Raw genomic sequence first — 25,659 nt, 5'->3', positions numbered from 1 at the left:
GTTAGTTGTGGTTGAGGTTGTTCTCAAATGTTTGGTAATTCGGAGCCCATAATGAAAACTTCGGCTTTTTTTATTTTTTTATTTTTTTCTATTTTTTCCTATTTTTCTTCTACCCTCTAATTCTATTCATTTTTCTCCGATTACCTTTAATTTTCTTTCTTCTCTAACTGTTTCTTTTTCCTTTTCAATTTCAGGGTTCTACAAGATCTGTAAAGGATTTGTGACTTCCTTTTCCGGGATTTTGTTTTCAGGTCTTTTTGGAATTCTGAAGGTGAAGGTACTGCCTTTCCCGGGGCTGGCTTTAACCCATACCTTTCCTCCGTGGAGTTCGACAAACTTTTTGACGAGTGCAAGCCCAAGCCCTACTCCTTCATATTTCTTGGATATGGACTCATCAATCTGTACGAAAGGCTGGAAAACTCTTTCATAATCATCTTCGTTTATGCCGATACCGTCATCCTTTACACTGATCTCAATCATGTCTTCCTTAAGCTCTGCAGTGATGTTTACTTTCCCGCCTTCGGATGAGAACTTAATTGCATTGTTCAAAATGTTGTAAAGGATCTGTTTGAGCTTTACCCTGTCAGCAATTGTGGTTTTCAGTCCCTGCTCAATATTATATTCTATGCTGATATTTTTCTCAGCTGAGATGGGATAAAGCACTCTCTGAACTTCTTCAATTACTCCGGATATGTTCACTGTTTCGTAATAAAGCTCAATATTTCCCAGCTCAAGCCTTGAGATATCCAGAACATTATTGATCACGTCAAGAAGATGTGCTCCACTGTTTGAAATATTTTCAGTATACCTCTTTTGTTTCTCGTTAAGGGGCCCGAAAGTCTCACTTAAGAGGAGGTCTGAGAACCCTATAACCGCGTTCAGGGGAGTCCTCAGTTCGTGGCTCATGTTGACAATGAAAGTAGTTTTCGCTCTGTTTGCAGTTTCAGCAGCCATTTTTGCCTGAAGCAATTTTTCTTCGGCCTGCTTGCGTTCGGTTATGTCAATCATAATGCCGATGAGCACGGAGTCTTCCTCTATAAGGCCATTGAATACAAATTTGTTGATTATGACCTGATGCATTGAGCCGTCGGCAAATTTAAGAGAGGACTCGTAGACCTGATTTTTTCCTTGTTTTACCAGTGATTTATCCATAGGATGGTATTTTTCGGCAATCTCTATGGGGGCAAAATCATATAGTGACTTTCCAAGGATATCTATTTTTTCTAACCCAATAAAAGTTTTAAAAGCCCGATTACAGGCAACATAAATTCCGTTCTTATCCTTACAGAATACAGGCGTTGGGATTGAATCTATCATTTTTTTAAGGGCTTCACTCTGCTGAAGCCGTACAATTTCCAGCCTCTTTACCTCAGTCAGGTCTTCCACAAGAATAATGCCACCGTTAAATCTGGAATTTTCCGAAATAAGAGGTTTGTAGGTTATCTCACCAGGTATACTTTCGTTCTTAAGGCTGGAAATATATTTTATGTCGCAATGGATAGGAACTTCGGGGAGGCATGTAAAGCTTTTTTCTTCCGGCTTCTTCTCTTCTGGAGGGTTCAACAAATTGAAAATTAGTTTTTCGTTCTCACTACTTCCTGTAAAGTTTACAAAGTTTTCGTTGCATACGATGATAGTTCCATACTTGTCGAACTGTGCGATTCCTCCGGGAAACTCTTCAAAAAGCATGCGATATTTTCTTTCGGAATCTTTCAGGGCTTTTTCGGTCCGTTTGCGTTGGCTAATATCCCTCCCTATGGATATTACGGCTGCTTCTCCTTCGTATTCAATTAGCCTGTTATTGATTTCCTGGGGTGTGACCGTGCCGTCCCTCCGCAGGGAATCCATTTCAAAAGTAAAATATCCTGTTTGCTTTAGCTTCTCTATCTGTTGTCCGAATTCAGTCAGGTGGATATTAGTCCTTAAATCTTTTATGTGCTTTCCGAGCATTTTACTGCGTGTATATCCGAAAAGTTCGCAGGCTATATGGTTTGCTTCCATGACCCTGCCTTTCATATCATGTATCAGAATAGAGTCACTTGAACTCTCAAGTAATGTCTTAAATTTTTTGTCCGTACTTTCTTGCTTTATTCGAAGAAATTTCCATTTCCCATCTTTTTTGATCACCAATTTCTCCCCGGCTTCTATAAGGTCGAAGACATCCCCTGAGGAAATATCTCCCTCTTTAATCATAAAGAGTGGCCTGATTTTCTTTTCAGGCATATTCTCAGTAAGGAGACGTCTTAGTTCCTTAAGGGAGCTGGTAATTGACTTTCCGACGGTTTTAACTTCAAGATTGATGCGCAGGTATCGCCAGTTTCCTGTGTGAATAAACTTAATAATCTCTTTCTGCGGAACCCCTGCTTTCCAATCAAAATAAATCCCTGAAGTTTCTGGCTGTTTGGCGGAAAGGGCTTCTGTTTCCTGCAGGGGAATTATCTTAAGCCTGGCTTTCGTTATGCAGCTTTCGACATCTAACTCTGAGTTTGAAAGCAAATCTTTTGCTAATTCTGCACTCTCGGGATCCGGGACAATCCAGATGCAGCGTTCTTTTTGTTGTAATCCTGCTTTAATATAAGCTGCTGTAAGTTCTGTCCTGTCTTCTGTTTCCTTATAGACTGCAGTAAGGCCATTGGGTGGAATAGCCGAACAGAAACAGAACTCAGACTTAGTCTTTTTATTTATTATGTTTAACACCTTCCCGAAAACCCACAAACTCAGTTCTCTTGACTTCTTATGTGCAAAATATTTTATGATATTTTATAATATATTTATAATCACTTCATTCATTTTATTACTCACTAAGTCTATACATTGGAAGAATAAAAGCTTTTATATCAGGATCCGGAGTGCCTGCTCATTTTATCATACATTTTTCCCAACCGAAATCCTTATTGTAAAGCCCGGGATATGGCAGGAGTATGGAAATACAAAGGGAAATCCAGGTTATTTGTGGAGCGGTGAGAATCCCCAACCTTCCCGGTTTTCTTAAAATAATAACCACAATCGCTTCCGAAAACAAAGTAACCATTCAGGGCTTGAATGCTGACCTGATCGCGGGCGAAAGGCATCTTCATTTTGCAGTAGGGAAGGCTCTCAGGGCTGTCGCAGCAGGCAGCAACGTAGCAAAAGATCCAGGCATCGAGATCATGCGTTATGCAGCCGGAGAGAGGCAGATTGAAAGGAGTTTTTCTATAGGGCTGCATGAAGGAGAAAATAATGCGATTTTCGTGCTGCTTGGGAAAATGGATGATGTAATTCTTGCTTTCTCCGAAATTCGGAAGCTCATTGAAGAAAAACCATGTTCCGAACTGCTTGCTTATTCCAGTTATAAACGAAAAGGAATTCTTTCTCTCTTCAGAATCACAGATGCAGAAATAGAAGCTTCAGGAGAAGAACGTATCCCGGAACTCGTGATCGAGAGGGTGGCGCTGGCAGATTTCTTAAAATGAGAGAGATTTCTTAAAATGAGAGAGATTTCTTAAAATGAGCAGGATTTTTATTAATCTTCATACCTGCCCAAATAATTTTAGCTCCTCATTAATAGCCAGCTGTTAGTTTATACTTCGACTTTTTCGCCTTTACTTCCAAATTTCGCACTTTTTCTCAAACCAGTCCATCAGGGAAAAAGCAAGATCATTTGAATCTTCAAAAAGGCTTTCCTGCCCATAGATTTCCTTTTCGGACTGGATGAACTTTCCTTCAACAAGCTCATGCCCCGAATCATCGATAATATTTCTTATCCACCACCTGTCAGCTTCAGGGTGAAACTGCAGCCCGATAATGTTTCCTTTGTAAATAAAACCCTGGTTCGGACAGGCTTCGCTTTCGAAAAGTCTTACTGCGCCTGGCGGAATTTCAAAAGTGTCTCCATGCCACATGAATGCGGTAAATTCGGGAAATAAGCCTGCTGGAAGCTCTGAGCTTATCCCTCTCCCATTGTTCAGGTTTTCTTCTGCCAGAGCTTTTACCCTGTGCCAGCCTATTTCCTTGAACCTGTTTCTGGTAACCTTTCCACCCAGAACCTCTGCGATCATCTGTGCTCCAAAACAGCTCCCAAGCACAGGTTTGCCTGTATCTATCACTTTTTTTACAAACTCTTTTTCAGGCCTTAGCCATGGGAACTCCTTCTCCTGATAAACACTCATCGTGCCCCCCATTATCAGGAGCATATCGAACTCTTCAGGCTCAGGAAAGACAGGTTTTTCATAAAGCATAGTTTTTGTAAGGCTGTGCCCTTTTAGAGCTGCCCAGGTCCCTATGTTTCCAAGGGTCTCGTTTTTAAGGTGCTGGAGGCAATGTATTTTCATGTTTTTTCACTTTAGTTATGAAGTGGAATCAGTGGTTGTCCTGTTTTAAATATAGAGGTTTTTTCAGTAATCATAAGGTATTTTATATAAATCTAATTATATGGATTTTTTATTTGTCAGGAATAAGTACAGGTGTGATTTTGAAACGAGTTCAGTGTGATTTTGAAACGAGTTCAATGGGATACGAGTTCAAGGAATTTTACCGACAGGGCTTGCTTCGATAAACATTTAATGAGATATTTGTATCTGGATTCTTCCAATAGATATTAATATACTATTGTGTTAACAGATCACATTAACAGATTAAGGGAATATTCAGAACAGGATTTTATTATCAGGATATTATCAGGAATCAGGAAATAAGAGTCGATTATCATGCCTCATCCAAAGACAGTAGAAGAAATGATTGAGTGCGCTGGGCCCATTGAATGTGAGTTACTTCCAAGGCTTATTCAGGTAACAGAAACTGCTGCCATTGCCGCAGCCTATCAGATGGGACGCGGGGACAAGCACTTTGCTGATCAGGTGGCAGTTGCCTCCATGCGAAGGATGCTGAATAAACTTGACATGAAGGGCATAATAAAAATAGGGGAAGGAGAAAGAGACGAAGCTCCTATGCTTTATATCGGGGAAGAGGTCGGGACAGGAATAGGAGACCTTGAGGTTGATATTGCAGTCGACCCCCTGGAAGGTACAAACCTCACCGCAGACGGCTTCCCGGGTTCGGTTGCAGTAATGGCAATGGCTGAAAGGGGAGGGATCTTCCACGGTCCGGATATTTATATGGACAAGATAGTTGTCGGTCCCGATGTCGTTCGTTATGAAAAGAACCATCCCGATGAAAGGATCGACCTTGATGCTCCTGTCAGGCACAACCTCGAAATTGTTGCAAAAGCGCTTGGAAGAAGCGTTGAAGAACTCGTTGTCGTAATCCTCGACCGCCCCAGGCATGTCCAGAAGATTACAGAAATTCGGGAAGCCGGGGCCCGTGTAAGGCTGGTTACTGACGGAGACCTCATGCCAGGCGTTGCAACTGCTATCCGCGGTTCAGGTATCCATATGGTCATGGGCGCAGGCGGCTCGGGGGAGGCTGTCCTGACAGCTGCTGCAATCAAGATCCTGGGTGGAAAAATCCTTGCAAGGCTTGTCCTGCCAACTGTTGCAAATGGGAAACCCAAGGACAAGATCGATGAAGAAATAGAGGAAAAAATGCCCCGGCTCGAAAAGATGGGGATCACCTTTGAGAGACTTAATGATGTCCTTGATACCAACAAACTTGTTCCAGGTAATGATGTCATTTTTTCCGCAACAGCCGTAACTCCGGGTCACTTCCTGCGTGAAGTCAACCTCTTCGGCAGTGGAGATGCCAGAGTACACACGGTTTCCATGGGTGCATCCGGAGCTGTCAGGTTCACAGACAGTATTTATATCAAGGATAAGCGGGAGACTCCTCTCTACCTGTAAATCCTTTTTTCATATTTTCATTTTTAATCCTTTTTTGAAACACGGACCAGTATGAATCAGGTATCTTCTGGTATAATCAGAAAATGCGGATTATGAATGTCAGTTCTAAATCTCAGTTCTAAATTTCAGTTCTAAATTTCAGTTCTAAGTTTCAGTTCTAAATTTCAGGACAAACTGTAAAATTTCGAGTCGAAGTATTAATTCAAAGTTTTAAGTCAAATAATTCAAAATTTTAAGTCAAAGAATTCAAAGTATTAAATCAAAGCGTGAAGGCAGAGTATGAAGGTCTATCTTGAGAGTTTTGGTTGTTCTGCAAGCCAGGCATCAGCCGAGATTATGAAAGCAAGCGTGGAGAGGCTAGGGCACGAATTATTGAGCCCTGATGCTGCCGGCCAGGCAGAGGTCTATATATGCAACTCCTGTACGGTCAAGTACACAACAGAACAGAAGATTCTCTATAAGATCCGCATTATGGGCGAAAAGGGTGTACAGGTAATTGTTTCTGGCTGCATGCCCGAAGTCCAGCTTGAAGACATTCTGCATGCAAACCCCGAAGCCCATATCCTTGGAGTAAATGCGGTTTCTCGTCTGGGCGAGCTTCTTTCCTCAATCGAAAAGAGGAGAATGGGAGGGTTACCTGGGGGAGAGCATCTGGAACTGCGGACTTCCGAGCCTCTCGGCTTCCTTAATGTTCCGCGCGAGCGCTCAAATCCAAATATCCATATCTGCCAGATCTCCCAGGGCTGCAATTTCGCCTGCTCTTACTGTATCGTAAAGCATGCAAGGGGCAAGCTCCGTTCTTTCCCACCTGAGGAAATTGTAAAAGACATTCGCTCCGCAGTTGCAGAGGGCTGCAGGGAAATCTGGCTCACCTCACAGGACGACAGTCAGTACGGTATGGATACAGGCGTCAAACTTCCTGAACTCCTGCGTATGATCTCGGAAATCCCCGGCGACTTCAAGGTGAGGGTCGGAATGATGAATCCCTTTTCCGTCCTCCCTATCCTGGACGATCTTGTGGATGCCTTTGACTCTGATAAGGTTTTCAAACTCCTCCATCTCCCGATCCAGTCCGCCTCTCACTCTGTCCTGAAAAATATGAACCGCCTGCATAAAATGGATTCCGTGGACACAATCATTACGAAATTCCGTGCTCGCTTTGAGGACCTCTCCCTTTTTACCGACATAATTGTTGGCTTCTGTTATGAAACCGATGAAGATTCCGAAGAAACCATAGAATGGGTAAAAAAGTACCGCCCGGAAAAGATCAATATTTCCAGATACTCCCCCCGCCCGCACACTAAAGCCTTTTCTTTCCGGAACCTCGATTCCCGGATTTCCGCGCAGCGTTCCCACGACCTGCACAAAGTATGCGAGCAGATAAAGCTTAAGTCCAAGCAGGAGATGATTGGCTGGAAAGGCAGAGCTTTTGTTTCAAAATACACGGAAATGGGGGATGTCCTCACACGTACAGACTCTTATCGTCCTGTTGTGATTAGCGGATCTACTCTCAAGCCCGGTGAATACACGAAAGTGGAAATTACAAGCGCGAAGCCCGGCTATTTCCTTGGAAGGATTATCAGTTAAGGGTGAGGTATATCGGCAAATGAAAATATCAGCAAATGAAATATACCTGTTACTTGCAGCATGACGTGACAATGTAACTTTGATTTTTTCCATTTTTTATTTGTTCTTTACTTAGTTTTTTACTTGCTTATCTTTTTATTACTACGGGAGTGCGGAGGATTACGAATACCCCGTCCTTCAGATGCAGTCCAAAAATTGTCTCATGTAACCATATAAGTCCTTCTTTTTAGATTTAAAGGTTTTAGATGCATTATTCTTCATATGTTTTTGCCCTTAAATTGAATTATCGGACAGCCTGTTTAGAATGGGGTGACCTCACGCAATTTGATTTATTCAGAGTTCTTCAAAATTTTTACATTAATTACGTTCTCAATTGACCTTATTATGTGGGACAATTAGTAGCTGGTAGTTGATCTAACATTTCATGATGAATATCTTTTTATATATGATCTGTCTAAATTTTTTATAAAACTTGTGAAAGTTACTCAAGTTCTCAGATAAAACTCAGTTAAATATTGTGGTCAGTATTGTTATTTCTCAGTACTGTTTCCATCTTATCTGGAGAGCTTAATCTAAAAACAACCTTTACTCTGATTATTTGAATCATAAGTAAATGTCGGCAAGTATCCCGATTTTTGCAGAGGGGTGAAATGGTGGACAGAAATATCGATGATCACTTAAAAAAGATGAAACCGAGATTAATAATCATTATTTGTGCAGTACTTCTGTTAATCTCTCTATTCTCATGCATGGTATCAGCTAAAAGCATGAGTGTATCTGATGATGAAATTGATGATGAAGTCCGTGACTTAACTTCCATGGCAAAGTCTCAAGATCCCGGAAATGTACTACTGGTGCCGGAAAATAATCCTGATTTGTTTGCAGAAACATCTGGGCTTGAGTCCCGGACTCTGGAAATTGGTACTGTCGGTAGTTCCGGTTCACAGCTGGATGTATTACTGGTAGGGGCAGATTACAGTGCTAATTCGCTTACATCTATTCTGACAGGTTTCCCTGACATAGGAACGGTGAACTTCTTCAACGCTGCCGAAGGAACTCCGACTCTTGCCGAACTCCAGCAGTATGATGTTGCAATAATATGGTGTAATTACGTTTATTACGAAAAAGTAGCACTCGGTGATGTACTGGCAGACTATGTAGATAGCGGCGGAAATGTGATTCTCCAAGTAGCTTCCTGGTATGGACCTAACTGGGATCTTCAGGGGAGGATAATATCAGAGGGATACAGCCCATTTGTGCAGGACGGGTATAATGGCAATCACTATTCAACTGCGTCTCTCGGCCTGTATGATGCATCTCATCCCATCATGAAAGGTGTGAATTCCATGTCTGATTCTTTGCGGGACAGCGTGGTGCTGACTTCCGGAGCGGAACTGGTAGCTAAATGGGACGACGGTGAGGAGTTTATTGCCACCAAGGGGTCGGTTGTCGGGATCAACTCATGGCCAGGTGATGGACATCCATGGACGGGAGATTACCCTACAATAATACACAATACTATTCTGTGGTTTAATCCAATAACGATACATTCACCACAGGCTATTACAAATGACAGCACTCCTCTGTTAAATGCGACTTTTGACATGGAAACTTTTAACCCGGCGGCTCTGGCATGGTATGTGCTTGACGGGAATAATGGAACTGAACAGGCTAACACAAATAACCTGACCGTTACATTACCGCAGCTTGATGACGGAATGCACAATATCACAGTTTATGCAAGGGACTCAGAAGGAAACACAAGTGAAGCGACGCTTGACTTCCTTGTGGATACAGTTGTACCGGCAATAACCATTGATCCTGTGGCCTCCCCAACCGGCTTTAGCGTTCAGACCATCAACGGGACTTTTGTTGAAGAAGGGGCAGGCATCGAGTCAATAGTTGTTAACGGTATTAATGCGTCAGTAAACACCGAGGCTCATTCTTATTCGGCGCTTAACGTGCCTCTTAATGAAGGGAGCAACAATATAACTGTGGCAGCAACGGATGTGGCTGGAAACGTTGGAACTAATATAACCCTGATAGTTTCAGATACAATTTTGCCCACAGCCACCATAAGTGTGCCTTTGAATAATGCCTGTGTCAGAGGGGCTGTTGAGCTCCTCGGAAATGCAACTGATGAAGCCAATTTCAATAATTATTCCATGGAATGGTCGGATGCTGCCGGGGGCAACTGGACGGAAATATACAGTTCAACAACTGCAGCTGAAGGGGCCCTTGCTACCTGGGACACAATCGCTTTGACCGATGGAGAATACACCATCCGGTTGACAGTTACCGATAAAGCGTCCAATACAAACACAAGTACGGTTGATGTCAAAATTGATAACGAGCCTCCGATAGCAGCAATATCAGGGCCTGTAGAAGGTGCATATGTGTGCGGGAACATCAGCATTAATGGGTCCGCAGATGATGAGGATTTCAAAAACTACACGGTGGGATGGTGGAATGCTACCAGCCATTCGATAATATCTGGCTCATCCACCGGATTATCCGGGGAACTGGCAGAGTGGGACACAGGTGCTCTGGCAGATGGGGATTACACAGTCCTGTTGACGGTTATGGATATTGAAGACAATATGAGCACAGCAACAGTAAATGTTACAATTGACAATACCCTTCCTGTTTTGAATATCACAAAGCCGGCCAGGGACAGGACCTGGTTTGTTGACAATATTGTAAAAGGTACGGTATCGGATGCCAACTTCGAATCAGCGGTCCTGGTCGTGAAGAATGACAAAGGTGTCGCGGTAAGCCGGTACAACCTCAGTCTCCAGGATAACAGCTTTAGAGAGCTTGTGGAATACTGTCCTCTCCAGAATAATACGCTGGAGTTAATTGCACATGATCTGGCAGGTAACTCCAATATCGCCAGGAAGACAGTTTACATTGAAACCGATACTGTGCAGGAAAATGTACCCATCGTCAATGAAAGCGAAGCAGTAGAAATTGACGCTGTCAATGAAACTGACACCGGAATAGAATTTGTTTCCAGCGTCAATGCAACTGATGTTACTTTCAAAATAACAGCAATAACAAACAAAACAGAGATGGAAGACTTAAACAGTTCGGCATTCAGTGAACTTGCTGTAGGAAGAATGGTTGAGATAGAAGCTACTGGCGGCCTTGACGGTTCGAACGAATCCCAGGTCCAGTATGTACTTATCTCCCTTTACTACAGTAAGGATGATCTCGACCTGGATGGGGATGGAGAGATCGGTCCGGGAGACCTCAATGAAGATGACCTTTCAGTTTACTGGTATAATGAGACCGGCGGCAGCTGGACGAAACTCTTAAAAGGCAATCCGGAATGGGTGCTTGATTCCGGCAGATCTCTGATAACAGAGGACAGGCCCGGTTGTGTTTGGGTAAAGGTCAAACACTTAAGTTGCTATGCATTGATGGCATCCCTTATCCCGGAAACAGTGCCGTATGAGCCAGATAGCCACAATGGAGGGTCCGGTACAGGCCATGCCGTGATTATCCGCAACAGCGAAGATCCAGCTGCAAACGGCCAGGATACTGGAGTCACAGTCGAAAAAGTATCCATCATGGAAATAACTCCTGAAAATCCGGAAAGTTCGGAAGAGGAAACTATGGGAGTGGAAGTTCCGGATGAGGGAAAGTCCGAAAGCTCTCCCAGCTTTGGATTAATATCTGCAACAGCAGGATTTGCTGTTTCAGCTGTTTACTTGAGGAGACAGATGCTTAAATAAAAAGCATTTATCCCTTTTTTCTTCTCTTCTGTTCTTCTTTTTTCTTCTCTTCTGTTCTTCTTTTTTCTTCTCTTCTGTTCTTCTTTTCCTTTTTTCTCTTCTTTTTTCCTGTCTATCTATTTTTATCTTCCAAGTAAGTAAATTTATACACAAATATATCTTTTTCTACCCAAAAATAATTAAGGAAGAAAGCTGAATATTTTAACGCACTTTGTTAATTAATTCTCATTGTTTTTTGAGGGGAACGGGCATATGGGAAGTATACCGTTAAGGAGAAATTCATCTTTCATTCGGAATACCGACGCTTATATTCCATATGCCGTAATCGGCATTTTCATTGTCCTTGCTGCAACCTTCACCTCGGTCTACCTGATGAAAATGGACAGTGAGGTTGCTGAAACAATCTATACTACAGAGAAAAGAGATCCCAGGCAGACAGCTATATCCCTTGCCACGTCTGACCTTGCCCGCTGCCTGAACTATGCCGGGACGGAAGCCCTGGAGTGGCAGGGAGAACATCCTGTGATCCTGCCCGATGGTGCTCCGGTTGAAAGGTTCTCTGAAGATCATTTTATGGTAATTCCGCAAAACCAGAACCTTGAGAAGGGAGACACACTTCAAATCTTCATAAACCTGCCCTCAGACGTCTGGGGTAAAGTCGAATCACTATGGAAAAACAAAGACGTTGTCCTGGTTGTAAATGACTCTTCAGGGCAGGAAATCAAACGAGTGAACTATGGGCAGGCTACCGGTTTTCTTCAAAAAGTTTCCTTTGACGAATACATGGAAATTCCGGAAACTGCAGAATCCGGGTATGCATCCATTGAACTCTATTACGGAGACGAACTTAAAGCCTCGGATTGGTTCAGGATTGAAGCAAGCCCCATAAAGGATATTGCGGCAGAGGCTTTTAACCGGCTGCTTTCGGCAAACTACCAGGGCAACAGCCACACCTTCATGGAATACGCCATTAATGTAGAACCTGAAATAGAACCCGAGCAGATCCGGGTAAGGAAAGTTAACGGGACCCTGCAGCGGGAAATTTCCCCCTCTGGCAAAAACTACGCAATTTACTATATCTTCGAAATTCCTCTTTTGAACTACACCCTTGTAGACCTCGAATCCGGAGAAACGCTCAACATGAGTATGAATCTCTCCACCCTTATCACCTCAAGGGAACCTCTGCTCGAAGAACTTGTCAGGGAATATGAAACCGCACTTGGGACATCCTCAAGCCTGGACTCCACTTCCAATCTCGTACTCGGGGCAACAAACCTGAGGACTTTCATCTACGGCCCCTGGCAGCACTATGCACATGGCCCTCTCAATATTCTGACCAACCCTGCCCTTGCAAGCTCGGTTAACGGAGCCACCCTCTATACCCAGAAAAAGGTTTTTGACTCGGTTGACCCCCTGGCTCTTACATACACCACTTACTACAACGGAAAAGTCCTGTATGAAGACATCCGCGCCTCCAGCAATTCAAAAACCAGCCCGAGCCTTCTGAACTCAACCGGTTCGAATGCTTCTGGAATCTTCTATGAAGCAGATGAAGGCGTAAACCTTACGACTACCTACGCTTCCCTTGCAGCAAACAGGTCTTTTTCCCTGGACGTGGAAGACGGCATAGAAGAATCCCTTGCGGAAGCAAACACTTCTTATGACGAGCTTTCCGAATATTCTGAAATAACAGTCTCAGCCTCGGACTACACAGAAGGAGTCCTCGACGGCTGGGTCTTCAATGACCATGTGTGGGCAGAGGAAACCCCTGACCTTATCCATGATGTTGCAGACAGTGTCTACACAGCTCCGGTTCAGGGGCAGATCCTGAGGGACGGCTTCAATTCTCCTGCTCCTCTGGCTTCAGCAATTTCAGCGGATTTTGACCGGGATTCGGTTTCATACAGCTGGCACACTGTCAGCTGGGACTCCGATTATCTTGTATCTGGTACGCATTCAGGATCTCGTGCACCTTCCTATGCCTGGAGTGACTCTGTTACAAACTCCTATTCTGAGGCCATGAGCCCGTCAATTGATCCTCCAAGAGGGAAGCTAAAAAGCTGGTATATCACGGATGCTTCTGTTAGATTGAGTTCCGTGGAGATAACCGACGTAAGAATCGAGCCTCATTACGAATACAGGGCTAATGATCTGCTTGTTGCCGAGTACAGGACCGATGACGGCTATCTCAGTAGAGAGGACCATACCTTTGATTGGGGCATTCGCTATGATATATATTATAACATCAGGACAACGTGGAAAATTGATTATGACTATACATACAAGTATGTCTGGCACACTATCGTCAAGCATAAGGATGGCACCAGCACCACAGAAGCACGTTATGCCATATCAAGCGGCTCGGATTTGGAATTTGTAAGCAAAACAGATCCTGAATCCCTTTTCCACACCGAAACAGAATCCGAAAATTTTACGATAATTTACCACCAGCGCCCTCCCACAGGCGGCTATACGGGCATATCAACCTATACCGACCCAACAGAAAGGGAATACAGGAAAACAACCCTGTATACTGCCGGTGCAGAGAGGTTTGACCCCTGCTGTTCTGATGCCGCAGACAAATACAGGGATGCTTATGTGAATATCAGGACGCTCGAAAGCGCTTTCTGGACTTACCCTGACGGGATGTATCTCGCACAGCGCGCCGTCAAATGCGATATCCCACCCTGGCTGCACAGGGTGATGGCTGAAGAAGTGCTGGCAATGCTTGATGTTGTTGAAAATGACAACCCTACCTTCAGCTACTCTCTCCTTGACTCCCCAGGCCAGGACCCGACAGACCTTCAGGTGGAGACTGCCGAAAAACTAATTTTTGACCTCGAAGCAAGCCGGGAAGCCTACGTAAATAAAGAGCAGCACCTCACCTCTTCCGGAGATATGTACGCATCCAGCGACTCCGCCCGTTACATTGCAAGAAACGAAGCCTACAACAGGCTGCTGGAAGACATCGAGCAGAAGAACAAAAAACTGGATTCCGACCTTAACTCCTACATCCTCGATGCCCTTGAGGAAAAAGGCCTCAGTACCGGTGCTTTTGATAGCGTGACCTCAGGTCCAATGACCCTTTTCGATAACCCTGCAATGGATATGGCTGCCTCCGCGCTTGGGCAGGAAATGGGCATCATCTCCACAATGAAAGTCACAGGCCAGCCCGAAAGCAAATACAACTGGACCGAAAACCTGACCCTCATCGTTGACCAGAAGCCGAACTACCTCTACCACGACCCGGACTTCGATCTCAGGGGGGAATACGAACTGACAGACTCAAGGGGCAGAGCCATTTATCCTCTAGGAGTCCGGAACACCTGCATTTTCACAACCAACATCTCCGAAGAAATTGCAGATGCCATATCCTCAAGCGGCGAATACGTAAAAACCGAAACCGCACAGCAGATCAGCCAGAGCATTTCCACCCTGAACGCAGAAGTCTTCCTGATGGAGCAGAACCTCAGTGAACAGGGAGTTTCCCTGGACACGTCCCACCTTAACACGGAAGTCTACAACCTGAAACTGGTCTATGCCCGGGAAATGAGGACTCAGATAACTGAAGAGGTAGCTGCTGAAGTAAGTTCAAATCCTGTTGTTTCCGGCTGGATCGAGGAAGACCGCGTCCGTGCAGTTACAGTCAGCTACCTTAACAGTCTCTCCGATGAAGATATAATCGAAAAATCTACCGCAGACCAGCTCGCAACCGAACTTGCCACCGCCGTGATAACTGAAATTAGAATCTCAAATCCTTCGGTTGAACCCGATGAACTTGAAGCTACTTTGAACAGGGTCGATACGGATGTTAGAATCGGCGTTGCAAACGGAATTTGTGAAGTTACGGAAAGCAAAGGTGAGGCTATTGATATTCTTTTTGGGAAAATTGACGGTGAGCTGAAAAATATGGCAAACGAGACCGTGGATAGGTATTCTGGGGAAGTAGCTGATAGGGTTACAAAAAGGCTGGACAGGACGAGGGCAGCTGTTCCTTGCGGGTTGCCGGTATTACCGCCTCACTGGGTTTTTACGGTTAATGTGTGGACTTATGAGGTTATTGGAAAATATGAAATCTTCACAGTTATTGATAATGATAATGAAGTGATTCCTCAGCCTTATTTTGGACATAAAGGGCAGAGGTATGTGAGAGAATACTCAGAAATTTATGATCCGATAAAAACCGATGAATTTGGTTACAATGTAAAGTTAGGAGATAACAAAATAATTAGTTTCAAGTTAAATGGGTATGCAACTTCCATAGTCGGTCCCGGACCACGGGGAGTTGGAGACAAGAGTTGTGGACATACCGAAGAATCAGTTGCCTATGGAGAGCTCTTCGCAGAGTATGGTGCGTAATATGAAAATAAAACATCTGATCTTAGTGTCAATATTAATATTGACTGTTAATTTAGCAGCTGCCTCCAATCCTTATGGGGAAATTTACACTTACGATGTGTATTATAACGATAAGCTCCTTCCAGGTACGGAAATAGCAAAACCTCTTCTAAAGATTGGGGAGCCTTTTAACATAAAAGTAAACGTCACAGTCTATCAAGAATATAAAGTATCTGGACAAATATCAGAGATTGGAAGTGGCAATTTTGAAGTGATTGATGGTCCTTCCGAAATGAATAGGTATTCTAGCGCCAATCTAAAACCAAATGAATCTCATGTTTTTGAATGGACTATTAAACCAACTGAAGGTTGGGCAGGTGGCTCGCTTCCAATCGATTTTCATTATGCTTTTCTTGAAAAAGGAAACCCAGAGCCGATTCTGAATAGTGGTTTCACCGTTGCTTACTGCACCATCTCCAACGAATACTACGAAGGCAAAATCCCAACTTCTGAAGACCATCCAGTTTCAGAAACCGAGTCCACATCTGTATCCACACCAGCTTTCAGTTTAGTAACTGCAATTTCGGCACTTGTACTTGTATTCCTCAGATTCTTCCGCCAGTAAATGCTGTGACGGGAGATTAAATTTATTTTTAACTCGATTAACTCAATATATTTTTAACAGGGTCGACACAGATGTTAGAATTGGAGTTAAATGAAACTCTTGCTGACAGTTTGGTGAATTAACATGAAACTCAAAATTCTTGTGATTGGAACCATATTTCTTTTGTTAACTAATATTGCTTCAGCAAGTTCTCCATACGGTTCCATCGATGTATATTTCAATGACAAACTCTTGCCTGGAAAAGAACTAGCTAAACCAACTTTAGATATTGGAGAACCATTTAAAGTCAAAGTTAACCTAACTGTATATCAAAAAAGTGATGTTTATGTTTCATTATCTTGTATGGAAAAAAGTTCTTTTGAAATTGTAGATGGACCTACTTTAAAGATAGAAGATTATTCAAAAGGAGACATTTTAGAAGCAAATTCCTCTAAAGAATATGAATGGATCGTAAAACCAACTGAAAGGTGGAAAGGAGGGTCAATGCCTCTAGATATCTATTATACAATTCTTGCTCACGGAGATTCTGAGCCTCTTGTTGAAGGTGGCTTCACCGTCGCCTACTGCACTATCTCCAACGAATACTACGAAGGCGAAATTCCCACTTCTGAAGAGCAACCAGTTTCAGAAACCGAACATTCGTCCACATCCGCATCCACGCCAGCTTTCAGTTTAGTAACCGCCATTTCGGCACTTGTACTTGTATTCCTCAGATTCTCCCGCCAGTAAATGCTGTGATGGGAGATGAAATTTATTTTTAACTCGATTAACTCCAGTTATTCTGAATACCGGGTAGATTACATTTCATCTACAGATAATCTGCTACAATCGTTTGGCCTGGACCAAAGGGATTTTGAGATCAATAGGAGCTGAAATTGAAAATCGATATGTATGATGCTCTTTTAACAAAGCTTCGAGGGTAAGCATGAGACGAAAAGTAGCGATAATTGGGATAGTTTTAATTTTATTTACGGACATAACGTCTGCATATAATCCTTATGGAGAAGTCTATGAATATGATCTTTATTTCAACCTCAATTTGACATATTCTGCTAATTAATACAGTATTTTCTTACATAAAACACGTTGCACCGGCACACTACAGTTTGATAAAATGAATAACGTCAAAAAATCATAAGATTCAAGACAAAACTTTGAATTGTATAAAGAAAACAGAAGCATGAAGCCCGTTTAAACATTATAATATGTATGCTTCTGTCAAATTTGGGTTTCGATAGCAAACTTTTAGATACTACAGAAGTCCCAAAACCGATATTGAAGATAAATGAACCATTTACAGTGAGCATTGATTTTAAGATGTATAAAAAATGTGAATTGTCTGTGATGCTAAGCGAGATCGAAAAGAATTATTTTTATGTGATAAATGGGGTCGTGTACGTGAGTTATTGATCAATTTCGAAAAACCGAGTACATCTCCCGTATTTGACAAAAATGTTGAGAGATTCTTATGCTTACGGTTTTCAATAACTCAAGCCCATTACCATAAATGGTTCAACGCAAAAAATGAATATCTATACCGAGGATGTTGTAGAGGTGAATTCCGTAAAATCATATATAAGTACCGAATACTATGAAGGCCAGACTCCTGTCTCAACATCACCAGAAACTACAACTTTCCCTGAATCAACTCCTGACTTCACAGCTATAGGCACTCTCCTTTCACTGGCAATGATCCTTGCAGTATTCCGCGCTAAAAATTTCCCCAACGCTCGGAATCCTTAATAAGTTTCATTGTTGGCGTAAACTGAATACCGTATATGGTAGTTCTCATTTTCTTCTTCTTTTGGCATGAAAGTACTGTGATTTGAAAAGTACTTTCATTTCTTTGTGCCTGTTATTTGAAGAATTTCATCTTCGTTTTTTAACAATTACAGCTGCTAATAAAAGAGCATTGATGATTAAATCAAAATTTATAGGTGCTTGCTTAATTTCTGTATGATTTCTTTGGGGTATTTTTCCATTGTCTTTTAATGGAAGGTAATCCCATCCATCATACTCTACGTCATACCCTTCATCGCAAATCCCATCACCATTTAAATCTGGCAGTTCGTGACTTATCCCATTTCCACCGTCATCTAACCAGCAATTTCCGGCAATATAAGATTCGCCAATTATGTTTTCTCCGGGTGTTTTGCTAACGTTCCAAGTGTTACGGCCATCGCCCCATGCAATATTTTTTGGGTTTCGGAAATAATTGTTGTAGATTAGATTGGAATAAGCACTTGCAAACTCTATACCATATGTATTATCCATAACCACATTGCTGCTGATGTTGTTATGTTTTGAATCATATATGTTAATTCCCTGTCCATTTTCAATAATCCAGTTATTGACAATTACATTATTATCTGCCCAGCTTATAGAAATACCATCATTTTCATTTCCTTGTATCAAATTGTCGTATACCAAACTATTATCTGAATCATGAATCAAGGTAATCCCGTTCCAGTTCTCAGATAAGTTGTTTTCGTGGTATACGTTACCAATTTCGCAGTAATCTTCCCATATTGCACCACCCGATTTTGTAATTGTATTTCTTCGAATTAAATTATTTCCTGCTAAATATAGGTCGATTCCTTTTCCACCTTTTTTGCCTTCCATATAGTTATCTTCAATTGTACAGTTGTAAGACCTTATGATTGTAATCCCTTTCTTACACCCAGTAAATATATTATTTTTAACAGTAACATTTTTATTATCCATAATAACTATGCCATAATCTTGGCCAAGTTTGTAGTACGAAGTGATAGTAATTCCTTTAAATACAGTATTGTTAGCATCGATCTCTACTGCAACAACATCTGGAAGAGGAGCTTTTATTGTCACATCTGTTGGATCTCCGGTTTTAGAAACTATAGTCAAAGGTTTGTCGATGACCAAATTTTCAATATATACTCCGGATAAGACAATTATGTTGTCTCCATTCGATGATTCGTTAATTGCAGCCTGTATAGATGTATATTTCTCAGAACCATTAACATCAACAGTTATATCTCCGGCACAAGCAATAGGTATGCTTGCGGGTATCGCTATCACCAAGAAGGCTAAAAAGAAAAATTTCTTTACAGACTCTAGTAATTTTTCTACCATGTTCCTTGAAACGTCGAGTAAACTAATAAATGTAATGAAGAAAAATATCTTCAAAAATATTCGTTGACATATATTTTATATTTTGAACTTAAAGTACAGGCAATGATAAAATTTCATTTAATCTACTTTCCGCAGTAGTTTTTTGAAAATAAATATTTTCACAATAGTTTTTCAAAACATATTTACTGCATCCACGCCAGCCTTTACTCTCCTCGGTGCGATTTCAATTCTTGCATTGGCTTTTGCCCTGTCCCGCAGGTGAAAATCCTGCCTGGATACTTCTTTTTGGGCTTATCCGATATACATTCTAAAAATCCTAAATTCAAAAAAGTAAGTTTTGAGTTATAGGATAAGCTCGCCTTTTCGAAATTATCTAAAAGCTGCCATGCTGTTTGCGACAAAGCCCCCTTTGAGGTGTTTTAACGCCCTGTAATGGTCGCCTGCATGTACGTATTCGGCATGGGAGATTGCACGGAATAAGCGGGCTACGTTGGTGAATTTTTCTTTTTCAGCTTGGTTCCCAAAATGCAAATATCTCATATGTGCCTGGCTTTCCCCACCAAATGCATTGATAAGATGTTGTTCTGTCATTTTTTTCATTTATATACCCCTTTCAACAAAAAATGGATAATTATACTTCTCCGGATTTTATTTTTTAATCATACTGGTTTATTGCCTTGTATTTCAAAGCAATAAATTCCAGGTTTTGAGCTTGTTGAGTATTTGATTCATTTATGCGGAAAGTCCTTAATATTGCTCCAACATATTTCTTAAACTCGTCTGCTCATCCTTAGATAACTTTTCAAGGGGCTTGCAAAAATCTGCAATGTTGTGATCATCTATTAAATCTGCATTGCGTATACTCCTATATATTTTGGGTTTACTAATGCCTCTCGGATACACTGAAGGGTTTTTTAGGAAAGGATAAGATTCTTTATCATTAGTACAAATTATGTTACATTTCGAAGCAATTACAATAGATGAAAGATGACGATCATTAAATTTGGGGTCTGGAAAGTCCTGCTTTAATTTGGCTTGTATTTTATCAACATCTTCTGTAGGGACTTTCTTAACTTTTCTCATTTTTCCCAATCTGATAAATAGCTTAACATACTTCCCATTTTTTACGAGTTCATCATGATATTGAGTTCCTCCCCAAACAATCTTCCCCCTACCATTAAAAATCCAATTATATACAGGTTCAAATTCGGAATGATCTTGTGACTTTGATGAAAAAACAGAACTCAACACATTTGTGTCAATGATTATACACATTAGAAAACCTCCAGTAAATCTAGTTCTTCTTTAACAAAAAAGTTCATGAAGGCTTCTGGCTGATCTTCGGAGTATCTACCTTTATTATCTATCTCAATGATGTGAACCTTGTTTCCATTCTCAGTTCGTTCAAAAAATAGCACTTGAGAAGTAACATTATTTTCCTTATTTTTACTAATGTTAATCCGAAACCTATCAATTAAGTACTCACTATGGGTTTCAATAACGAAATTTTTGTTTTCACCTACATGAATTTTATATATGAACTCACCTAAAGCTGCCTGTGCACGCGGATGTAAGTGAACTTCAGGTTGTTGAATTGCAAACCATGTATTTTTAGTTCTTGAAATAATTTCAACTATGATTGGAAGAACCTGAGATACTCCATAGCCAACATTAGATATTTTAAAATTCTTACTATTTAATATAATATCTAATTCAAATGGGGAAGTTTCATCTTTTCCAAATGGAACTGTAGTAATGGACTCAAATAGTCCACTTTGTAACCCAAAAGATTCCATTGAAGAAAGCACATCCTTCTTATAGCCCGACTTGCCAAAATTAAGAAGCCTATTCAATAAATATGGTGCATGATCCCCTTCAGAAGATGGATAAACTCCATAATTATCATATGTTCTTTTGGGTTTTGCTCTGATTGGTGCAACCCAACATAAATTCCCAGTAAAAGAAGGAATAATAAATTCACCACTAAATTGTGGAGCTCCTTTCACTTTACTCGAAGATTCAGTTTCTTTTTTCTTTTTTGTTTCCAATTCTGTTTCTATAATACTTCTTATAATGGGTAGTGACTTTGGAGCATTTGAGGGAAATTTTATTACATTGTACCCTTTACTTTTGATGCTAACATCTACGTCCTGAATCCAATTTTTGAAGAAAATAAGAGCTTCAGAAGGATCTTTGGGTACAATTGAGAGTTCTTTAACTCTGTACTTAATTGATTTATCTCCAATATTTACAGCAACACTGTGATCTTTAGTTATATAGCTAAACTCTGAAATATAAGGCAACCCTTTCTCATTTTCGAACTTCATTAAAATTGATTTATAAGAAAGATCACTTCTTGTAGAATTATTATTTAGATCAAAAACCCCTATTTTAAAGAAATTTTTATCGCTATTAGCTATCTCACTAAAAGATCCAAGGCGAACGTCTTCAGAATTAAAATCTTGACTAAGCCAAAAACCTGCGTTGTCTAGTAAATTTAGAAGTGATAATATTGACGATTTACCTGTACTATTTTCACCCATGAGAAAATTAACATCAGTAAAAGGAATGTAAGTTTCATTAAAACCCCTAAAATTATCTACATATAAAATTGGCATGATTTCACCTGTTTATGTTTAAAAAAATGATAAAAGAATCAATTAAAGAATGTGAAGAAAAGTACTATAAAAAAGTTTCCAATTTAGCGATTACAATAAATAAAAAATCTAGGAAATAATACAAAATACCAGAATCAATGATTTTTGAGATCAGCTCTTTGAGTTTTATCCCAAATTTATGCGAATGATCCAGGTTTCTAGCGTTGGATGTTAAATTCACTTATTCGGCTGAAACGTGTTTCTGTAGAAATGAGTTAAATACTAATATACAAACCCTTATACCGTTAAAACCAGAGACTGATATTCATGGTTCAGGAAACAAGGATACTCCACACAGCAGACACGCACCTGGGATACCGGCAGTACCACAGCGAGGTACGGAGGCAGGACTTTTTAAAGCTTTTGAGGCAGTCATTCAGGATGCGGTTGACATGCAGGTTGATGCTGTCGTGCATGCGGGGGACCTTTTTGATTCGAGGAACCCTACCCTTGAAGACCTTCTTGAGACTATGAACATCCTGTTCCGGTTGAAGGCTGCAAATATACCTTTTTTTGGAATTGTCGGGAACCACGAGAGCAAGCAAAATACCCAGTGGCTGGACCTCTTTGAGGAAATGGGGCTTGCGTTAAGGCTCGAGAAAACTCCCCGGATGGTAGGAAATACTGCTATCTACGGGATCGACAGCGTCCCTAAGTCAAAGATTCCTCTTTACGATTATTCGGGGTTTGGAGTTCCGGTGTTCCTGTCCGAAGTGTTCCGGTTTTGATATGTATATGAGACAGGAGAAGCAGCAAAAAAATGAAAGTGATAAAATTCTTAAAACACATTGAGAGGATGAAATAAAAATTGGTGGATCCTGATCGGGTCCAAATAAATAATACATTTAACTGCAATGTCTAATGTGCTTGATTTTGTTATTTAAGTGCGTAAGTCCTACTTTTATTTCAAGGTAATTAATTCCAGGGTTTCATATCGAATCCAAACTATCCCCGAATTCAAATTCTCCAGATAATGTTTTTTTCATGCTACCAGCTTCAATTTCAAGTTCCTTCTCAATCTTTGCCTTAATATCTCGGTAATGAGCAAGTGTGCGTTCAACTTGGTCTACGCGGTGTTTTAGTACATCTATTCTCAAATCGTTTTTTCGTTGCTCAGGCAGGGTCGAATAGAATAACGAGTTTTTGAACCTACACGAATTTAATTCGGAAATTCCCATTTCAAGTATCTTGTTATAGGCATCATATTTACTTTCACATTTTATAAGTTCAAGCTTGAACTGCTCGAAATATGATCTGAGTAACGAGATATCCTGTCGGTATTTCGATTTCTTTCGATTTGCTTCGGCTTCCATATCTTTTATCATTTGGATATCGTTCTTAATCTCAATTCTCGGATACGTCTCAACGTATTTCCGGACGTCTTCCCGAGTGACATTTATATTCTTGAGTGATGTTGAACAGTTTCCTGAAACCGACGATGTGGACTTATACATTTCCTGATGAATTTTCCACATTCTTTCAGAATATGCCTGATCCTGCTGAATATACTTAAACACGTTTTCGTACAGTTTCGCTCTCCTTACGTTAGCATCATGAACCTCGCCTCTAAATCTAGCAAGGTCATTGAACCGGAGGATAGTCTGAACAGAGTCTTCACACGTCTCTAAGTAATGAGCCATGTTCATGAGTGCGGCCCAAGAATTATCTATTTCAGTCTGCCACTTGTTTCGAAGAAATATCAAATCATTTTTTCCTGTTAATCTTCCAATAAATCCCCCGTATTCGACTTGATTTGTAGTATTGAAATGGATGTGTTTAAAATGTTTAGTCGTCATCTTTCAGTTACTCCCCGTTAATGTAGTGGTCTAGAATATCGCTTTCTGGAGTGGAATTCCGCATGTTCATTATTACACAAAATCCCACATTATAAAAAATATGCGTTTTCAGTTATATATATTACTCTGTTATGTTTTTTATTATTATGAGCGAACAAAAAATAATATCAGAGGCTTCCAACAGATAAGACACACATTTGTAAGGTCCAGTCACAAACATACATTGAATCAAAGATCCGGTATCAAATCACACTAAAACTATCAGAATAGCCATAAACGGAAAACGATCTTAAAAATGGTATCTGGATTTTTTAATATCTCCTATAATCATCAAAGTTCAGATTTGTTTTCGGCATCCAGTAGTTATAACAACTAAAAAATGTTGAAAAGAATAATAATTTTTGAGATTAACTCTTTGAGTTTTATCCCAAATCTATGCGAATAAGCCAGGTTTCTAACGTTGGGGTGTTAAACTCCCTTATTCGGCTGAAACGTGTTTTTCTGGAAATAAGTTAAATACTAATCACAAACCCCTATACCATTAAAACCAGAGACTGATATTCACAGTTCAGGAAACAAGGATACTCCACACAGCAGACATGCACCTGGGATGCCGCAGTACCACAGCGAGGTACGGAGGCAGGACTTTTTTAAGGCTTTTGAGGTAGTCATTCAGGACGCTGTTGACATGCAGGTTGATGCTGTCGTGCATGCGGGGGACCTTTTTGATTCAAGGAACCCGAAACTTCCTGTTCATAACTGCAAAAATTGAGGGGGAAATTCAGTTAACCTCAGAGATTTGTCATTTAATTAACCTCAGAGGCAAGGTGTTCTTTCGAAAAAGCCATCTCTCTGTCCAATATGATAATAATGGCAGCAACGACAGTAATAAGCACAGTTTCAATGCACTTTGCAAATTGGGTCATTTGCAGAGCTTCCTGCAAGAAATTGATGGAAATGTGAATGAGAATCGCTGCCAGAACACTTTTTCCGTTTTTTATGTAGATCCAGCTGATAATCACTCCCATAGGGATGATGCTGACAAAAAAATTCACCGCATACCAGATGTTTTCCTGGAAAATCTCGTACTGATACATGTTATTGACAAAGATCAGCGGGAAGTGCCAGAGCGACCAGAGTATACTGAAAACAATCGATGCTGTAAAGAAAGTGTGCCGGCTTTGCAGACTTTCAAAGCCATACCCTCTCCATCCAAGCTCTTCAAAAATTGAAGCCAGGATAAGAGTAAGATACGCAGGGACAAATCCTGATGAAAAAGAGTAACCTTCAGCAAATTGAAATTGAGAAGTCGATCCACCAAATGGAAGAGAAAGAAAGATAGATACCAGAACAGTGAGTGGCATTAGTAAAATAAACGCCAGTAGCACTTTTGGATTTATTAACCTGAGATTAATAAACCGGTTGATAAAATCCTTTTTTAAATCAGAATTTTTGGATGTATATATCATAAATAGTGCAACAAAAAAAGGCGTTATTAGTCCAATTAACGTTAATAACATATACAGTCCGCTATCATCATGAAAACTTAAATATGCCGCTGAAAACCAGAGAGCATAGGTTATAATGTAAACCATAAGATAATAGGTTCTGGGTTTGTACCTGTAGTTAGGAATCATCTTTCCCCACCTTTTAACTACCATGACTGTTTCTGATTTTTTTCTATTCGCCCCGATTTTTGCAGTCAAAAGTAATAAATTTATTCTTAATTTTTTGTATTCTGTAAAAAATGTGACAAATTATAATCGTCATCTATATTATTTATAACATATATGCTTTTTTATTTGAATTCGTGATTTTTTATAAAAAGAGCAGATTTAAATCACAGAGTAACCACTCCAACGCGTTAGTCGAAATGATTATGAATAATGTTCAGGCTTCGCTGGATTAATATGAGCTTTTAACAACGGATTTCTGGAAATGAGTTAAATACTAATATACAAACCCTTATACCGTTAAAACCAGAGACTGATATTCATGGTTCAGGAAACAAGGATACTTCACACAGCAGACACG

General features: G+C 40.6%; 19 protein-coding genes and 1 pseudogene. 11 read left to right on the top strand and 9 right to left on the bottom strand.

The window, feature by feature from the left end; translation table 11 throughout:
- Positions 1–198 precede the first annotated feature (198 nt).
- A complete protein-coding gene (locus EO92_RS08970) occupies positions 199–2,697 on the bottom strand; it encodes a PAS domain S-box protein (protein ID WP_048171113.1) in 2,499 nt (832 codons plus the stop codon).
- A gap of 224 nt (positions 2,698–2,921) precedes the next feature.
- Here EO92_RS08970 and cgi121 point away from each other — a divergent pair, with 224 nt between their 5' ends.
- The gene (gene cgi121, locus EO92_RS08965) at positions 2,922–3,452 is read left to right on the top strand and encodes a KEOPS complex subunit Cgi121 (protein ID WP_235283265.1); all 531 of its coding nucleotides are present in this window, start codon (positions 2,922–2,924) and stop codon (positions 3,450–3,452) included.
- A 129-nt stretch (positions 3,453–3,581) separates the two neighbouring features.
- Here the strand turns inward: cgi121 and EO92_RS08960 are convergent, their stop codons facing one another.
- Positions 3,582–4,310, bottom strand: coding sequence for a type 1 glutamine amidotransferase (locus EO92_RS08960; RefSeq protein WP_048171017.1), 729 nt, complete (start codon positions 4,308–4,310; stop codon positions 3,582–3,584).
- Positions 4,311–4,685: 375 nt separating this feature from the next.
- On the opposite strand from EO92_RS08960, the gene glpX reads away from it, so the two are divergent.
- From glpX to EO92_RS08945, 3 genes are all read left to right on the top strand, one after another.
- Complete coding sequence (gene glpX, locus EO92_RS08955; protein WP_048171015.1) at positions 4,686–5,774, top strand: class II fructose-bisphosphatase; 1,089 nt, start codon at positions 4,686–4,688, stop codon at positions 5,772–5,774.
- A gap of 279 nt (positions 5,775–6,053) precedes the next feature.
- Complete coding sequence (locus EO92_RS08950; RefSeq protein ID WP_048171013.1) at positions 6,054–7,361, top strand: tRNA (N(6)-L-threonylcarbamoyladenosine(37)-C(2))-methylthiotransferase; 1,308 nt, start codon at positions 6,054–6,056, stop codon at positions 7,359–7,361.
- A gap of 767 nt (positions 7,362–8,128) precedes the next feature.
- Positions 8,129–11,098 carry an Ig-like domain-containing protein gene (locus EO92_RS08945; protein WP_048171011.1) on the top strand — a complete coding sequence of 990 codons (2,970 nt, stop codon included), beginning with the start codon at positions 8,129–8,131 and terminating at the stop codon, positions 11,096–11,098.
- On the opposite strand, the gene EO92_RS17700 is transcribed toward EO92_RS08945, so the two are convergent.
- On the bottom strand, positions 11,063–11,251 hold the full coding sequence (locus EO92_RS17700) for a hypothetical protein (protein ID WP_156165770.1): 189 nt from the start codon (positions 11,249–11,251) through the stop codon (positions 11,063–11,065). The two genes, EO92_RS08945 and EO92_RS17700, sit on opposite strands and share 36 nt — an antisense overlap.
- A 99-nt stretch (positions 11,252–11,350) precedes the next feature.
- Here EO92_RS17700 and EO92_RS08940 point away from each other — a divergent pair, with 99 nt between their 5' ends.
- From EO92_RS08940 to EO92_RS08920, 5 genes are all read left to right on the top strand, one after another.
- Positions 11,351–15,457, top strand: a complete 4,107-nt coding sequence (locus EO92_RS08940; protein WP_048171009.1) for a hypothetical protein — start codon at positions 11,351–11,353, stop codon at positions 15,455–15,457.
- A 1-nt stretch (position 15,458) separates the two neighbouring features.
- A complete protein-coding gene (locus EO92_RS08935) occupies positions 15,459–16,061 on the top strand; it encodes a sarcinarray family MAST domain-containing protein (protein ID WP_048171008.1) in 603 nt (200 codons plus the stop codon).
- Positions 16,062–16,184: 123 nt separating this feature from the next.
- Entirely contained in the window at positions 16,185–16,790 is a 606-nt protein-coding gene (locus EO92_RS08930; protein WP_048171006.1) for a sarcinarray family MAST domain-containing protein, read from the top strand.
- Positions 16,791–17,270: 480 nt separating this feature from the next.
- Entirely contained in the window at positions 17,271–17,471 is a 201-nt protein-coding gene (locus EO92_RS08925; RefSeq protein ID WP_048171004.1) for a sarcinarray family MAST domain-containing protein, read from the top strand.
- Between the two features lie 114 nt (positions 17,472–17,585).
- Positions 17,586–17,804: a hypothetical protein gene (locus tag EO92_RS08920; RefSeq protein WP_048171003.1), complete on the top strand. Its 219-nt coding sequence runs from the start codon at positions 17,586–17,588 to the stop codon at positions 17,802–17,804.
- A 126-nt stretch (positions 17,805–17,930) separates the two neighbouring features.
- Here the strand turns inward: EO92_RS08920 and EO92_RS08915 are convergent, their stop codons facing one another.
- The 4 genes from EO92_RS08915 to EO92_RS08900 all read right to left on the bottom strand — a co-directional run bounded on the left by EO92_RS08915 (position 17,931) and on the right by EO92_RS08900 (position 21,790).
- A complete protein-coding gene (locus tag EO92_RS08915) occupies positions 17,931–19,172 on the bottom strand; it encodes a nitrous oxide reductase family maturation protein NosD (protein ID WP_048171001.1) in 1,242 nt (413 codons plus the stop codon).
- Between the two features lie 369 nt (positions 19,173–19,541).
- Positions 19,542–19,772, bottom strand: a complete 231-nt coding sequence (locus EO92_RS08910) for a ferritin family protein (RefSeq protein WP_235283264.1) — start codon at positions 19,770–19,772, stop codon at positions 19,542–19,544.
- A gap of 147 nt (positions 19,773–19,919) precedes the next feature.
- On the bottom strand, positions 19,920–20,447 hold the full coding sequence (locus EO92_RS08905; protein ID WP_048171000.1) for a type II toxin-antitoxin system VapC family toxin: 528 nt from the start codon (positions 20,445–20,447) through the stop codon (positions 19,920–19,922).
- Complete coding sequence (locus EO92_RS08900; RefSeq protein WP_048170998.1) at positions 20,447–21,790, bottom strand: AAA family ATPase; 1,344 nt, start codon at positions 21,788–21,790, stop codon at positions 20,447–20,449. The genes EO92_RS08905 and EO92_RS08900 overlap by 1 nt, the downstream gene beginning before the upstream one ends.
- A gap of 203 nt (positions 21,791–21,993) precedes the next feature.
- Between EO92_RS08900 and EO92_RS17120 the strand changes: the two genes are divergently transcribed.
- Positions 21,994–22,557 carry a metallophosphoesterase gene (locus tag EO92_RS17120; protein WP_082107997.1) on the top strand — a complete coding sequence of 188 codons (564 nt, stop codon included), beginning with the start codon at positions 21,994–21,996 and terminating at the stop codon, positions 22,555–22,557.
- Positions 22,558–22,758: 201 nt separating this feature from the next.
- Here EO92_RS17120 and EO92_RS08890 read toward each other — a convergent pair whose 3' ends face one another.
- Complete coding sequence (locus tag EO92_RS08890; protein ID WP_048170995.1) at positions 22,759–23,625, bottom strand: hypothetical protein; 867 nt, start codon at positions 23,623–23,625, stop codon at positions 22,759–22,761.
- 599 nt (positions 23,626–24,224) lie between these two features.
- Between EO92_RS08890 and EO92_RS17695 the strand changes: the two are divergent.
- Positions 24,225–24,373, top strand: a pseudogene (locus EO92_RS17695) (DNA double-strand break repair protein Mre11); the annotation flags it as partial.
- Between the two features lie 58 nt (positions 24,374–24,431).
- Here the strand turns inward: EO92_RS17695 and mmrce1 are convergent.
- Complete coding sequence (gene mmrce1 / locus EO92_RS08885; RefSeq protein WP_048171111.1) at positions 24,432–25,262, bottom strand: MmRce1 family CPBP family CAAX prenyl protease; 831 nt, start codon at positions 25,260–25,262, stop codon at positions 24,432–24,434.
- Positions 25,263–25,659: the final 397 nt, after the last annotated feature.

It is taken from the genome of Methanosarcina sp. 2.H.A.1B.4 (assembly GCF_000979385.1).
Lineage (GTDB): Archaea > Halobacteriota > Methanosarcinia > Methanosarcinales > Methanosarcinaceae > Methanosarcina.
The sequence above is the reverse complement of the archived record's forward strand: the minus strand, read 5'-3'. Positions and strand labels throughout refer to the sequence as shown.